This is a genomic window from Agromyces rhizosphaerae, assembly GCF_027925245.1.
GTDB lineage: Bacteria > Actinomycetota > Actinomycetes > Actinomycetales > Microbacteriaceae > Agromyces > Agromyces rhizosphaerae.
On sequence record NZ_BSDP01000001.1, the window covers coordinates 1,509,589 to 1,523,849 of the forward strand.

Genomic DNA, 14,261 nt, shown 5'->3' on the forward strand with positions numbered 1-14,261 from the left:
GGTCCCCGAGGCCTCAGGCGCGGGACGTCATCCGGGTGTCGAGCGACGCGCCTCAGAACAGCGCGACGTAGACGATCTGCAGGATCCAGAGGGTGAACTGCACGGCGACCACGACGTTCAGCACCATGAGCCCGAGCAGCACCCAGATCGGCGCGAGGCCACCCCTTCCGGCCGCCTGGTGCACGACCACGCTGCGACCGATCACGTAGACCAGCACGGAGACCAGCGTCCAGGCCCAGTGGAACGGCTGCTGGAGCCCCAGGCGGCGCAGCCTGGCGCGATCTGCCGCCGCGAACGCGATCACCAGCACGGGGACCACGAAGCCGGAGATGAGCAGAAACAGGTACGCCGGGTCGGTGAACAGCTGCACCGGCGCGAGCTCAACCATGTCGGGGTTCGGCGACGTGGCCAGCGCGAAGTACTGCGTCCAGTCGACGAGGAACAGCCCGAGCATCGGCACGTACGGCAGCGCCACCACGAGCCAGATCCACTCGCCGTAGAGCGACTGCTTCGACGACGAGATGCTGCGCGAGAGCCCGCCCAGCTGCCCCGCCTCGGCGTACTTGTCGCTCCAGCCCAGGCCGGTCCACCAGCGCCGGCGGCCGCTGCCGTTCGGGTCGGGGTACCAGCCGGGCTTCGGGAGGACGTGCGTGGTGGGTTCGCTCACGGGGTCAGAACCTCCAGATCAGTGGGACGTACAGCACGGCCATCGCGACGAAGAATACCGAGAGCGGGAGTCCGAGTTTCCAGTAATCCCCGAACTTGTAGCCGCCCGGTTCGAGCACCATGGCGTTCGCCGGCGTCGCGACCGGAGTGAGGAACGCGGCGGCGCCCGCGACCGTCAGCGCCATCATGAACGGCATCACCGAGACGTCGTACGTCGTGGCGATCGAGGTGGCGATCGGGATGACCACGAGCACGGTCGCCGCGTTCGAGATGAGCTGGCTCATCACGAAGGTCAGCACGCAGAGCACGAGCAGCGCGAGCTGCGGGCCGGAGTCGCCGACGAGGGCGAGCACGCCGTTCGCGACCATGTCGGCCGCGCCGGTCTCGGTGAAGGCGGTGGCGAGCGGGATCATGCCCGCGACCAGCACCACGGTGGTCCACGAGATGCTGCGGAACGCCTGCGGCACGCTCACCACCTTGAGCAGGATCGCGGCCCCGGCCGCGAGCAGTCCGGCGGCCGCCGCGGGGATCAGCCCGGTCGCGAGCACGAGCACCATGCCGGCGAGGATGCCGATCGCGCGCTTCGCACCCGTGCCGAGCGCGACCGTGCGGCGGATCAGGTCGGGCGAGTCGACCGCCACGAGATCGCCCCCGCGGCTGAGGTCGCGCAACTCCCGCCAGCCGCCGCGCAGCAGCAGCGTGTCGCCGGCGCGCAGCTCTTCGTCGGTCGCGCCCAGGTCGTCGGCCCCGCGCCGCACGGCCACCACGACCACATCGCCGTCGGGCATCGTCATGCCGGGGAACACCCGCGCGCCGATCAGCGACGACCGTGGCGAGACGATCACCTCGACCGCGCCGTGCGCGGCCCCGAGCAGCGGCATCTCGATCGCCTCGGTGCGGAGCTGATAGTGCTCCTTCATGGTCGCCGCATAGTCGCCGAGGTCCTTCGCCATCGACTGCGGGTGCCGCTCGGGCAGCACCTTCCGCAGCAGCACCATGATCAGGATGGTGCCCGCCACGAGCGGAACGCCGACGAGCGCGAACTCGAAGTAACCGAACTGCCGCTCTCCGGCGGCCTCGGCGGCGTCGGACACGATGATGTTCACGGGCGTGCCGGTGAGGGCGAGCATCGACCCGGCGCTGGCCGCGAACGCGAGCGGGATGAGCATGCGCGACGACACCAGCCCGGCGCGCGCGGCGACGACCACGACGAGCGGGAGCAGCGCGGCGGTCGCACCGTTCACGCTGATGAGCGCCGACATGACCGCGGCGAGCGCCGAGACCACGACGAGCAGTCGCACCTGGCTGGTGCCGGCCCGGCCGATCACCTGCTGGCCCGCCCACGCCGTGACGCCGGTGGTGTCGAGCGCCTCGCCCACCACGAACAGCGACGCGATGAACAGCACGGTCGGATCGCCGAATCCGGCGAGCGACTGGTTCAGCGTCAGCACGCCGGTCGCCCAGAGCGACAGCGCGACGCCGAACGCGACGACGACGATGGGCACCCGGTTCGTGACGAAGGCGACCACCGCGGCGGCCAGGATGATCATGGTCCATGCGACCGGGTCCATGGTCAGAGCGTAGCGAGCCGGACCGCGCTCGCACGAGGGGGTCGGGCGATCGGATGCCGCGTCGGCACGTTCCCCGTCGCACGATCGCACGGCACCGCGATGCGCCATCGCCCAGCCGCCCGGACTAGGGTGTCATGGTCGCCCGCGTGGAACCGCCGCGACGGGCGTGATGGAGGACCCCGCATGACCCGTGACCCGATTCGGCTCATCCCCGCCGACTTCACCCCCGTCCCCTCGCTCGCGCAGTACGACGCCGTCGACGTCCAGGTCGTCGACGAGCTCGACTCGTCGCTCGACGCGATCGGCATCCTCGTGCACACCGAGGGCGACGTGCCCGAGGTCGCCCTCGACCGCGAGGCGCTCGCCCGCGTGGGCTTCGAGGCCAAGGCCGGCCAGACCCTCGTGCTCCCCCAGCCGACCGGCCCGACCCTCGTGGCCGTCGGCGCGGGCGCTGCGGACGAGCAGACGGATGCCTCGCTCCGCGACGCCGCCGCCGCCTTCGTGCGCGCCGTGCCCAAGCAGGCCGCGCTCGGCATCCGCGTGGCCTCGCTCGCCGGCGTCGACGCCGAGACCTCGGCCCGCGCGCTCACCGAGGGCGCACTGCTGGCCCGCTACCGCTTCGCCGCGCTGAAGGCGACCCCGAAGGAGGTCGCGATCGAGCGCCTCCAGCTCGCCGCCGAGGGCCTGGAGGCCGGCCCCGCGGGCGTGGGCGCCGGCATCGCTGCGGCCCGCGCCGCGGCCGTCGCCCGCGACCTCACCAACGCGCCCCCCGCGCACCTCACCGCGGCCGACCTCGCCGACGTCGCCGTCGAGCTGGCCGGTCGCTTCGACTTCGAGGCCGAGGTCTTCGACAAGGAGGCGCTCATCGAGCTCGGCTGCGGCGGCCTCCTCGGCGTGAACGCCGGGTCGGCGTTCGAGCCGCGCATGGTGAAGCTCACCTACACGCCCGAGGGCGAGTCGACCGGCCACCTCGGCCTCGTCGGCAAGGGCATCACCTACGACTCGGGCGGCATCAGCCTGAAGCCGTCCGACGGCATGCACGCCCTCATGAAGATGGACATGGGCGGCGCCGCGAACGTGCTCGCGACCTTCACCGCGCTGCGCGAGCTCGGGGCATCCGCCACCGTCACGGGCTGGATGATGTGCACCGACAACATGCCGTCGGGCTCGGCCACGAAGCTCGGCGACGTGCTCACGGCGCGCGGCGGCAAGACCGTCGAGGTCAAGAACACCGACGCCGAGGGGCGCCTGGTCATGATGGACGCGATCGCGCTCGCGGCCGAGGAGGGCGTCGACGCGATCATCGACATCGCGACGCTCACCGGCGCCGCGCTCATGGCGCTCGGCCAGTCCCGCGCCGCGGTGCTCGGCACCTCGCAGCCCGTGGTCGACGCGCTGCTCGAGGCGTCCGGCGCCACCGACGAGCCGCTCTGGCAGCTGCCGCTCGAGAAGAAGTACCGCAAGCTCCTCGAGTCCGACATCGCCGACCTGTCGAACATCGGCGCGAACCGCTACGCGGGCGCGACGACGGCGGCGCTGTTCCTCGCCGAGTTCGCGGGCGATACGCCGTGGGCGCACCTCGACATCGCCGGCACCATGTCGGTCGACTCCGACGAGTCGTGGCGCTCGAAGGGCGCGACGGGCTTCGGCACGCGCACCCTCGTCGAGGTCGCACGCACCTTCACGCCCCCCGCGGAGTAGGCGAGCGGATGCCCCGGGTCGGCGCGTCCGCCCCGGGGCATCCCGTCGACGTCGCGCCGCCGCGCGCGCGTCAGGGGTGCACGGGCGACGCCATGTACGCGACCACCGTCGCGGGGTCGCCCAGCACCCGGAACCGGTCGGGCAGCGAGCTCGGGCGGGCGCGCTCCCAGACGAACAGCAGCAGGTCGCCGAGCGCCGCGCGGAGGACCGTCGAGGCATCCGGCCCGTCTCCTGCGGCATCGCCGACCGAGGTCGCCTCGGCGGTCGGGTGCCGCGTGACCGCCCAGTCCGGCGTGATGGTCCACGCGGCGGGCACGTCGATCGAGCGCAGCACCAGCGTGCCGGGCAGCGGGTCGAGCCCGGTCGAGGCGAGCGTGCGGGTGAGGAAGACCGCGTAGAGCTCGTCGATCGCGTCGGCGAGCATCGCCGGCCCGCCGGTCTCGGGCACGTGCGGCGCGGGCGCGAGCGCGGTGCGCAGGTCCCACAGGTGCTTTCGCGCCTCGTGCGCCATGCGCCGGTTCCAGAACGCGGTGCGGCCGGTGCCGAGGAACGTCCAGCACTCGCGCGCCGGGTCGGTCCGGTCCAGCGCGTCGGCGAGGCCCGCCGCGCCCTCGGCGTACCAGGCGATGCGATCGGATGCCTCGGGCCGCGCGTGCGCCGCACGATCGGCCGCCCGCCCGGTGCGCACGACCTCGGTCGCCCAGCGCTGGATCTGCCCGAGGTGGTCGATCATCTCCCCCGCCGTGGGCCAGATCGCCGACTGCACCGGCGCCGCCGGGTCGATCCCCTCCGCCTCGGCCCCGAACGCCTCCGACATGGTGCGCGTGGCGCGCGCGAACGCCGGCGCGGCGGCGGCCTCGATCTCGCGGCGCAGGATGCCGGTCATGCCGTGCGTGCCCCGGCGGAGTCGGCCGGGCCGGTCACGGTCGCGGGGTCGATCACCCGCGCACCCGCCTGGCGTGCGTCGCCGGGCACGTCGGCGGCGGGCCGGGCGTACTCCGAGCCCGACCGCGTGCGCTCGAGCAGCGCCGCGTCGACGAGCGATCGGCGCAGCAGCGCCACGTCGTCGGTGAACTCGGCGAGCCGCTCGTTCACCCCCCGCTCGTCGAGCACCTCGTTGGTGCCGATCGCGCGATCGACGATGAGCTCGAGCAGCGCCCGCCGGTCGGAGGAGTTCGCCGGGTACTGCGCGATGCGCCCGCCGCGGAGGAACCGCTCGGGGCCCTTCGTCGCCCGGGCGGTCGCCGAACCGTGCAGCAGGTCGTGGAACACGGCGCCGTCGGCGCTCAGCACGCCGTCGGCGTCCTCGGCGACGAGCGCCACCTCGGCGAGCGCGCGCAGCGCCCGGGTCGCCCGGCGTTCGCCGAGCCTCGCCTCGACCTCCGCGCGCGTGCTGCCGAGCACGGCCATCGCGAAGGCGGCGCGGCGGTCGTCCTCCACGAGCATCGCCACCACGCGGCGCCAGTCCGGGCTTCCGACGATCATGTGCCCAGTGTGCCGCGCCGATACCGGAGCATCCGTCACCTCCCCCGGCGCTTCGCATCTGCGCCGACGGCTACGGAATCGTCTCCGCGGTGCGCTCGAGGGCCGATTTCGGTCGTTCGCGCTGCGTCGCGATCGCGGTGCCGGCCGCCCCGCACACGACGACGATCGCGACGACCTCGAGCAGGGTGAACGACTCGTCGAGCACCAGCCAGCCGAACCCGGCCGCGATCACCGGGCCGAGGCTCGTGATGATCGCGTACAGCCGCGGGGTGATCCGCCGCAGGATGTACGTGTCGAGGCTGTACGGGAGGGCCGACGACAGCACGCCGACGCCGAGCAGCAGGCCGAGCACGCGCCAGTCGATCGCGCCCGCGTCGAAGGTGACGACGGCGAACGGCAGCAGCAGCGCAAGGCTCACGATGCTCGCGACCGTGAGCCCCTCGAGCCCCGGCAGGCCCACCGCGACCCGTCGGGTGAGCACGATGTAGAGCGCCCAGCTCACCGCGGCGGTGAGCGCGAGCGCGACGCCCCACGGGTCGATCTCCCCGGCGGCGGATGCCCCGGGGCCGAGCAGCAGCACGACACCCGCGCCCGCGGCGAGCGCGCAGGCGACGTCGAGCCATCGGCGCGAGGTCACGAGCGCGAGTCCGAGCGGCCCGAGGAACTCGATGGTCGCGGCGACGCCGAGGCCGAGCAGGTGCACCGACTCGTAGAACGCGAGGTTCATCACGGCGAGCACCACGCCGAGCGCGATCGCGGGCCACAGCCGGCGCCACGTCAGCGACGCCCGGCGCGGACGGTAGAACGGGAGCACCACCGCGACCATCACCACCTGGCGCACGGCGACGACCACGAACGAGCCCACGACGGGGATCACGAGGCCGGCGAGCGAGGACCCGAAATTGATCGAGAACTCGGTGCCGAGCTGCGTGCCCGCACCGGCGAGGCGCCTGCGCCGCTGCGCGGCATCCGCCTGCTCCCCCGTGCCCACGGCTCGACGATACGCGTCCGCGGCCCCGCTACGATGCACGGGTGCCGACCACCCGACCCAGCCCGCGCTCGCGCCGCCGCAACGGCGTGCAGCCCGCCGCGTTCCTGCCCCTCGCGCTGTTCGCCGTGCTCTGGGTCGTGCTCGCCCTGACGGTCGGCGCGCCCGCTTGGCTCGGGGTCGTCTACGCGGTCGCATCCGTCGTCGCGTTCGTGCTCTACGCGGTCGACAAGTCCGCCGCGCGCGCCGACCGCCGCCGCATCCCCGAGTCCACGCTGCTCACCGCCGGCCTCGTCGGCGGCTGGCCGGGCGCGATCGTCGCCCAGCAGGTGCTGCGGCACAAGACCGTGAAGCGCGAGTTCCGGGTTCCGTTCTGGATCACCGTGGTGCTGAACGTCCTCGCGTTCGTCGCGGTCTGCCTGCTGCTCGGCTAGCGTCGAGCCATGTCACCCGACGAGCTCGCCGAGCTCGCGCACCTGCGCCGGGCACGCGACCTGATCGACCGCGAGTACGACCGACCGCTCGACGTGCCGTCGATGGCCGCGGCGGCGCTCATGTCGCCCGCGCACTTCTCGCGCCGCTTCCACGCGGCCTACGGGGAGACGCCGTACGCGTACCTCATGACCCGGCGCATCGAGCGCGCGATGGCGCTGCTGCGCGACGGGGCGAGCGTGACGGATGCCTGCATGGCGGTCGGCGCGACCTCGCTGGGCTCGTTCAGCACCCGCTTCACCGAGATCGTGGGCGAGACGCCGAGCGCCTACCGCCGGCGCGACCACCCTGCCGAGCAGTCGATGCCGACGTGCGTGGCGATGTTCACGACCCGGCCGCAGCGGGCGCCGCGTGTGCCCGAGGCATCCGCTCGCCCGTCCCCGTCGAGCACGATCGGAGAAGGCACCGCGACGCCCGCGGGCGTACCGTGACCACATGGGCATCGCAGTCAAGTACGTGGACATCACCGTGAACGACCCCGTCGAGTCGCTGCCGTTCTACCGGGACGCGCTGGGCTTCGAGGTGCGCAACGACGTGGAGTCGGGCGGCCACCATTGGATCACGCTCGGTTCCCCCAAGCAGCCCGGCCTCGAGATCGTGCTCTCCGACCCGCACGCGGGCCGCTCGCAGGCCGACGGCGACGCGTTGCAGATGCTGCTCACCAAGGGCGTGCTGCACGGGGTCGTGCTGGCCGACGACGACGTGGACGCCGCGTTCGAGCGCGTGCGCGCGTCGGGCGCCGAGGTGCTGCAGGAGCCGATGGACCAGGGCTGGGGCCCGCGCGACTGCGCGTTCCGCGACCCGTCGGGCAACACGATCCGCATCGCGCAGGCCGTCTGACGCCGCGACCCGGTCGGTTCCGAACCGGTCAGGTGGGCACCGAGATGCGGTAGCCCCGCTTGATCACGGTCGCGACGACGCCGGGGCGCGGCAGCGCCTGCCGCAGCCGGCTGAGCGCCACGTCGACCGCGTGGTCGTCGAGCGGCTCGGGCGTCGATCGCGCCAGGTCGGCGCGCGACACGGTGCGCCCCTCGGCACGCATCAGGGTGCGGAAGAGCGCCAGGCCCACCGGGCTCAGTTCGATGCGCTCGCCGTCGAGCACGACGAGGCGACCGCGCAGTTCGACGACGCCTGCCTCGGTCGGCAGGCGCAGCACGTTCTTCTGCTCGAGGTGCTCGCAGACGAGGCGGATGAGCGCGCCCATGCGGAACCGGTCGGGCGCGATCGGCAGCACGCCGGCCTCGACGAGCGGCTGCGCGGTCACCGGGCCCACCGCGGCGGCGACGACCGACTCCCGGAACGCGGCGAGCATCGGCTCCAGCCGCCCGAGCCCGTCGGCGGCCTCGAACAGCGCCTCGACCGCGGGCGCGCTCGTGAACGTCACGGCGTCGAGCGCCCCCGAACAGACGGCGTCCACGAGCTTCGCGACGCGCGCCTGGTCGTCGTGCGCCTGCCAGCGGTACGGCGCCACCGGGTAGACGGTCGCACCCGCGGCGGTGAGCCGCTCGAGCTGCGCCCTGTCGGTGTAGCCGTGCAGCTGCACCGCGATCGCCTGCCCGTCGACGTCGTCGCGCAGCACGAGGTCGACGAGCGAGGCCGTGGTCTCGCGCTCGCTCATGCCGTGGTCGTCGAGGTCGGCCGCGCGGATCGCGCCGCGCGCCTTCGGGCCGCGCACGAGGATGCGCGCCTCGCCCAGCACGTCGAGCACCTCGTCGCCCAGCCCCGCGGCATCCGCAGCCTCGAACCAGCGGCGCATGCCGTACGAGGTGGTCGCGAGCAGCACCGCGGGCCGGGCGTCGATGATCGCCCGGGTCTCGTCGACCACCACGGCGTCGTCACGCGCGCCCGTCATGCGGATGGTGGGCGCGTGCAGCACGGATGCCCCGCGGCGCTCGAGTGCCGCGACGAGCTCGGCCGAGCGGCGGTCGCTCGTCACGCCGATGCGGAAGCCCTCGAGCTGGTCGGCGCGGAACGCGGCGACCGGGCCCGTGTCGGCGCTGCCGCGACCGGTGAGGTCTGCGCCGGGGGCGTCCGCGCGGGCGCGGCCGTGCGAGTCCTCCCAGGTCGGCGCGGGAGGCGCGGTCGGCGCGGGAGGCGCGGCGGCCACGCCGGCCGACGCGTCGCGTGCGGCGGAGGGCGGGACAGGTGCGTCGGTCATGGGCGCGCCCTCCGGTGTCAGGTGCCGAGCCGGGCGATCACGCTCGCGACGGCATCGGATGTCTCAGGGCGCCCATCCTCGCACCCGAATGTTTCGGGAACTCGCACGACCTCGCCGACCACGATGACGGCGGGCGAGGCGGGCCGCACCTCGGCGACCCGGTGCAGGATGCCGCCCAGGTCGGAGACGGTCGTGCGCTGCCCGGCGCTGAAGCCGCGCTCGACGATCGCGATCGGCATCTCGGCGGCCATGCCGTGGCGGCGGAGACCTGCGACCAGGTGCGGCAGCGTGCCGACGCCCATGAGCACCACGAGCGTTCCGCCGAGCCCGACGAGGTGCGCGAGCTCCTCCTCGGAGAACGGCACGTGTCCGGACGCCACGGTGAACGCACGGCTCACCTCGCGGTGGGTGACGGGGATGCCCGCGGCGCCCGGCACCGACACCGCGCTCGTGACCCCGGGGACGACCGTGACGGGCACACCGGCCACGCGGCACGCGTGCACCTCCTCGCCGCCGCGGCCGAACACGAACGGATCGCCGCCCTTCAAGCGCACGACCCGCAGGCCCTCGAGGGCGCGCGCGACGAGCAGCCGCTCGATCTCGCGCTGCGGCACGGCGTGGTGGCCCGGCGTCTTGCCGACGTCGATGAGCTCCGCTCCCGGCGCCCACTCGTCGATGCGGTCGGTCGGGCCGAGGCGGTCGTGCAGCACGACGTCGGCCTCGGCGAGCGCGCGGCGGCCGGCGAGCGTGATCAGCTCGGCGTCGCCGGGGCCCCCGCCCACCAGGGTCACGTGCCCGCGTGGCGTCGGCTCGACCGGGGCATCCGTCAGCACCGGCAGCCGCATCGAGCGGGCCAGGGCGACGGTCGTTTCGCGCTCGGCCGGCGTGCCGTCGACCCAGGCGAGCACGTCGACGTGCGCGGCGTCGAGCGGCTGCTCGAGCCGGGCCGCGGCGTGTTCGCCGAGCACCTCGAGCACGCGAGCGCCCGCGGCGGTGTAGCGCGCCCGCGCGCGGCGGGTGCGGTCGGCGCGGCCGACGACGAGCACGGTCAGTCCGGCCAGGTCGAGTTCGACGTGCATCTCAGCGCCCTCCCGGGATCGCGCCGTCGGCCGGCGCGGGAACGGTGTCGATGGTAGGGCTGGCGGATGCCTCGACGGCATCCGCCCCCGTCATCCGAGGACGCATCGGGATCGACGCCCCCGCGATCAGCGTGCGGCGCTCCTCGGGCGTGGCCGGCCGCGACTGCCCGCGCTCGGGCACGCGCAGCACCGACGGGTCGCCGGTCTCGGGCGCGTTCACGAACGGCCGGAAGCGCTTGAGCTTCTCGGGGTCGGCGAGGGTCGCCGCCCACTCGTCGCGGTAGGTGCCGACGTGCGTGGCCATGGCCGCCTCGAGCTCGGCGGCGATGCCCAGCGAGTCGTCGCAGACCACCTCGCGCACGTGGTCGAGCCCGCCCGGCAGGTCCTCCTGCCAGCGCGCGGTGCGCTGCAGACGGTCGGCCGTGCGCACGTAGTACATGACGTAGCGGTCGATGTAGCGCACGAGGGTCTCGTCGTCGAGGTCGCCCGCGAGCAGCTGCGCGTGCGCGGGCTGGTAGCCGCCGTTGCCGCCGACGTAGAGGTTCCAGCCGAGCTCGGTGGCGATCACGCCGATGTCCTTCGACCGCGCCTCGGCGCACTCCCGCGCGCAGCCCGAGACGCCGAGCTTGAACTTGTGCGGCGAGCGCAGGCCCCGGTAGCGCTCCTCGAGGAACACGGCCATGCCGACCGAGTCCTGTACGCCGTAGCGGCACCAGGTCGAGCCGACGCAGCTCTTCACGGTGCGCAGGCTCTTGCCGTAGGCCTGGCCCGACTCCATGCCGGCGTCGACGAGCCGGCGCCAGATCTCGGGCAGCTGGTCGAGCCGCGCTCCGAACATGTCGATGCGCTGGCCGCCGGTGATCTTCGTGTAGAGGCCGAACTCCTCGGCGACCTCGGCGATGACCTTGAGCTTCGCCGGCGTGATCTCGCCGCCCGGGATGCGCGGGACGACCGAGTAGGTGCCGTCCTTCTGCATGTTCGCGAGCGCGCGGTCGTTGGTGTCCTGCATCACCGCGGTGTCGGCGTCGAGGATGTACCGGTTGGTCTGCGTCGCGAGCACCGATGCGATGACTGGCTTGCAGATGTCGCAGCCGAGGCCGGTGCCGAACCGCTCCATGACCTGGTCGGCGGTGCGCAGGCCGAGGATGCGCACCGACTCGAACAGCTCGGCGCGGCTCAGCTCGATGTGCTCGCAGAGCGCCTTCGACACCTCGATGCCCGACTTCTCGAGCTCGGTCTCGAGGAGCTTCTTGACGAGCGGCACGCAGGACCCGCACTGGGTGCCGGCGCGCGAGCAGGCCTTCAGGGAGCCGAGGTCGGTGCAGGCCTCGCCCTCGGAGCCCGCGATGACGCCGCGGATGTGCCCGGCGCTGACGTTGTTGCACGAGCAGACCTGTGCGTCGTCGGGCAGCTCGGCGGATGCCGGTGCCTCGGCGCCCGCTGCGGAGAGGTAGGCGCCCGGCTCGGCACCCAGTTCGCGACCGAGCATGGGGCGCAGCGCCGTGTACGGCTCGGCGTCGCCGACGAACATGCCGCCGAGCAGGGTCTTGGCGTCCTCGCTCACGACCAGCTTCTGGTAGAGCCCGCGCGCCGGGTCGGCGTAGACCACCTCGAGCGCGCCCTCGGTGCGGGCCATCGCGTCGCCGAAGCTCGCGACGTCGACGCCGGCGAGCTTCAGCTTGGTGGCGTCGTCGACGCCCGGGAACACGGCCTCGCCGCCCCAGATGCGGTCGGCGACGACCTCGGCCATGGTGTTCGCGGGGGCGACGAGGCCGACGCAGCGGCCGTCGATCGCGGCGACCTCGCCGATCGCCCAGACGTGCGGGGCGCTGGTCGCGCAGTGGTCGTCGACCACGATGCCGCCGCGGGGCGCGATGTCGATGCCCGCGGCGCGGGCGAGCTCGTCGCGCGCGGTGATGCCGATGGAGAAGACGACGATGTCGGCGTTCACCGCGCCGCCGTCGGGCAGCGCGAGGCCGAGCACGGTGCCGGTCGGCGAGGTGAGCACGGCCGACGGGCGCTGCCCCAGGTGCAGCTCGATGCCCGATCCGTGGATGATGCGACCGAGCGCCTGCCCGGCGCCCTCGTCGAGCTGCGCCGACATGAGCCACTTCCCCGAGTGCACGACCGAGGCGCGCGCCCCGAGCCGGGCGGCGCCGCCCGCGGCCTCGAGCCCGAGCAGCCCGCCGCCGACCACGGCGACGTTCGCCGGCCGCCCGCGGCGCTCGGCGAACTCGCCGATCTCGGCGACCAGGTCGGCGACGTCCTCGAGGGTGCGGTACACCCGCCCGGCCTCGGCGTGCTGGATCGGCGGCACGGCCGCGTTCGACCCGGTGGCGAGCACCAGTTCGTCGTAGGCGAGGCGCTGCCCGTCGGCGAGCGCCACCTCACCTGCATCCGTGTCGATCTCGGCCACCAGCGATCCGGTGCGGAGCGTCACTCCCGGCCGCTCCCAGAAGCCGGCGTCGCCGAGCGTGAGGTCGACCTCGCCGTCGTCGAGGCGCTTCGAGAGCGCGACGCGGTCGTAGGGACGGTGCACCTCCTCGGCGAGCACGGTGATGCGCAGCTCGGGTGCGGCGGGGTCGAGCCTGGAGCCGAGCGCCTCGGTGAAGCGGTGGGCGGCAGGGCCGCCGCCCACGACGATGACGTGACGGGGCGCGTCGCCGGCGGGGTCTGCCTGGGCCATGGGGGCTCCTCACGTGCGGGGAAGAGGTCGGTCGGGGTGGCGCGTCGTGTCAGCGACGCTACGGTTCGCCCGTTCCGCCCGGATTGCCCTCGCGTAACGAGACGTGACGGTTTCCTCACGCGGGCCTGCCCCCGCTGTGAGCCGCGCGACACACGGTGACGGCGACCTCACACGGCCCCGAGCGCCGGGTGAGCACTTCGTCACAGGCGTTCACGCCGGGGCGCGAATGCCCGAAACACGAGGTTCCTACGGTTGTCGGCATCGCACCGAACGCTCCGGCACCTCGCCGGGCCGACACGAAGGAGGGAGACGACCGTGACGATCACCGACCCGCGCATCGCCGCCGCACCGTCGCGCCCCGCGGCCCCGACCAGCTGGACGACCGTGTGCCGCCGCGTCGACCTCACCCCGCTCTGGGGCGAGGCCGCCCTCGTGCACGGCCGCCAGGTCGCGCTCTTCCTCCTGCCCGACGGCCGGCTGTTCGCCGTCTCGAACCAGGACCCGGCGACGGGCGCGCACGTCATCTCGCGCGGCATCGTCGGCTCGCGCGGCGGCCGTCCGACCATCGCCTCGCCGCTGCACAAGGACGTCTTCGACCTCGCCACCGGCGAGTGCCTCACCAACCCCGACCTGCGCCTGCCGACCTGGCAGGTGCACGAGGACGCCGACCACGTCATCGCCGTCGCTCCGACCCGCGCGCTCGTCGCCGCGTCGCACGGCACGTCGGATGCCGCAGGGCAGCGCGCGGTCGCCGCCCTGGTCGACGCGGTGCGCACCGCCCGCCCCGAGCTCGTGGTGGCCGACGCCTTCGTCGACGTGCAGGAGCCCGACGTGCCGACGGTGATCGACGGCGTGCACGACGACCAGGACGTGACGATCGTGCCCCTGCTCCTCTCGGCGGGGTACCACGTCTACCACGACCTCGCCGAGACGGCGGATGCCGCGGTGGCAGAGCCCGCCCGGGCGGCATCCGCTCCCCGTGACGTCGCCGTCTCCGGCGCCCTCGGCCCCGACCCGCGCCTCGCCGACGTGCTCGCGCGCCGCCTCGAGGAGGCGGGCCTGGGCGACGACGACACTGTCGTGCTCGCCGCCGCCGGCTCGAGCGACCCCCGCGCGGTCGACGACTGCCACGCCACCGGCGCGCTGCTCGCCGACCGCATCGGCCGCGAGGTGACCGTCTCGTTCATCTCGGCCGCCGAGCCCCGCGTGCCCGACGCCGTCGCCGCCGCCCGCGAGTCCGCGCCCGGCCGCGTCGTGGTCGCGAGCTACCTGCTCGCGCCCGGATACTTCGCCACCCTCGCCGCCGAGGCGGGGGCGGATGCCACGAGTTCGCCGCTCCTCACCGACGGCGACGCCCCACCCGCCGAGCTCGTCGCGATCGTCGCAGAACGCTTCGCCGCCACGAGCACGGCCTGACCGGGCGACGGGCCCCTAC

General features: G+C 73.9%; 13 protein-coding genes. 5 read left to right on the forward strand and 8 right to left on the reverse strand.

Annotation, left to right across the window (positions count from 1 at the left end):
• Positions 1–52: 52 nt before the first annotated feature.
• Both QMG39_RS07095 and QMG39_RS07100 read right to left on the reverse strand, forming a co-directional pair.
• Positions 53–667, reverse strand: a complete 615-nt coding sequence (locus tag QMG39_RS07095; protein WP_281883485.1) for a DUF2510 domain-containing protein — start codon at positions 665–667, stop codon at positions 53–55.
• Between the two features lie 4 nt (positions 668–671).
• Entirely contained in the window at positions 672–2,237 is a 1,566-nt protein-coding gene (locus tag QMG39_RS07100) for an SLC13 family permease (RefSeq protein WP_281883487.1), read from the reverse strand.
• A 183-nt stretch (positions 2,238–2,420) separates the two neighbouring features.
• On the opposite strand from QMG39_RS07100, the gene QMG39_RS07105 reads away from it, so the two are divergent.
• Positions 2,421–3,938 carry a leucyl aminopeptidase gene (locus QMG39_RS07105; RefSeq protein WP_281883489.1) on the forward strand — a complete coding sequence of 506 codons (1,518 nt, stop codon included), beginning with the start codon at positions 2,421–2,423 and terminating at the stop codon, positions 3,936–3,938.
• Positions 3,939–4,008: 70 nt separating this feature from the next.
• Here the strand turns inward: QMG39_RS07105 and QMG39_RS07110 are convergent, their stop codons facing one another.
• From QMG39_RS07110 to QMG39_RS07120, 3 genes are all read right to left on the reverse strand, one after another.
• Positions 4,009–4,824, reverse strand: coding sequence for a maleylpyruvate isomerase N-terminal domain-containing protein (locus tag QMG39_RS07110; protein WP_281883491.1), 816 nt, complete (start codon positions 4,822–4,824; stop codon positions 4,009–4,011).
• Positions 4,821–5,423: a DUF2087 domain-containing protein gene (locus QMG39_RS07115; RefSeq protein ID WP_281883493.1), complete on the reverse strand. Its 603-nt coding sequence runs from the start codon at positions 5,421–5,423 to the stop codon at positions 4,821–4,823. The genes QMG39_RS07110 and QMG39_RS07115 overlap by 4 nt, the downstream gene beginning before the upstream one ends.
• A 70-nt stretch (positions 5,424–5,493) precedes the next feature.
• Entirely contained in the window at positions 5,494–6,414 is a 921-nt protein-coding gene (locus QMG39_RS07120) for an EamA family transporter (protein ID WP_281883495.1), read from the reverse strand.
• Between the two features lie 41 nt (positions 6,415–6,455).
• Here QMG39_RS07120 and QMG39_RS07125 point away from each other — a divergent pair, with 41 nt between their 5' ends.
• The 3 genes from QMG39_RS07125 to QMG39_RS07135 are packed head-to-tail and all read left to right on the forward strand — an operon-like array spanning position 6,456 to position 7,743.
• Positions 6,456–6,845: a DUF1294 domain-containing protein gene (locus QMG39_RS07125; protein ID WP_281883497.1), complete on the forward strand. Its 390-nt coding sequence runs from the start codon at positions 6,456–6,458 to the stop codon at positions 6,843–6,845.
• 9 nt (positions 6,846–6,854) lie between these two features.
• On the forward strand, positions 6,855–7,334 hold the full coding sequence (locus QMG39_RS07130) for a helix-turn-helix transcriptional regulator (RefSeq protein WP_281883499.1): 480 nt from the start codon (positions 6,855–6,857) through the stop codon (positions 7,332–7,334).
• Positions 7,335–7,338: 4 nt separating this feature from the next.
• Positions 7,339–7,743, forward strand: coding sequence for a VOC family protein (locus QMG39_RS07135; protein ID WP_281883501.1), 405 nt, complete (start codon positions 7,339–7,341; stop codon positions 7,741–7,743).
• A 28-nt stretch (positions 7,744–7,771) separates the two neighbouring features.
• Here QMG39_RS07135 and QMG39_RS07140 read toward each other — a convergent pair whose 3' ends face one another.
• From QMG39_RS07140 to nirB, 3 genes are read right to left on the reverse strand one after another with little or no spacing between them, the layout of a single operon-like run.
• Positions 7,772–9,061: a uroporphyrinogen-III synthase gene (locus QMG39_RS07140; RefSeq protein WP_281883503.1), complete on the reverse strand. Its 1,290-nt coding sequence runs from the start codon at positions 9,059–9,061 to the stop codon at positions 7,772–7,774.
• 17 nt (positions 9,062–9,078) lie between these two features.
• Complete coding sequence (gene cobA / locus QMG39_RS07145; RefSeq protein WP_281883505.1) at positions 9,079–10,140, reverse strand: uroporphyrinogen-III C-methyltransferase; 1,062 nt, start codon at positions 10,138–10,140, stop codon at positions 9,079–9,081.
• 1 nt (position 10,141) lies between these two features.
• Positions 10,142–12,826, reverse strand: coding sequence for a nitrite reductase large subunit NirB (gene nirB / locus QMG39_RS07150; RefSeq protein WP_281883507.1), 2,685 nt, complete (start codon positions 12,824–12,826; stop codon positions 10,142–10,144).
• Between the two features lie 315 nt (positions 12,827–13,141).
• On the opposite strand from nirB, the gene nirD reads away from it, so the two are divergent.
• Positions 13,142–14,242, forward strand: coding sequence for a nitrite reductase small subunit NirD (gene nirD, locus QMG39_RS07160; RefSeq protein ID WP_373878312.1), 1,101 nt, complete (start codon positions 13,142–13,144; stop codon positions 14,240–14,242).
• Positions 14,243–14,261: the final 19 nt, after the last annotated feature.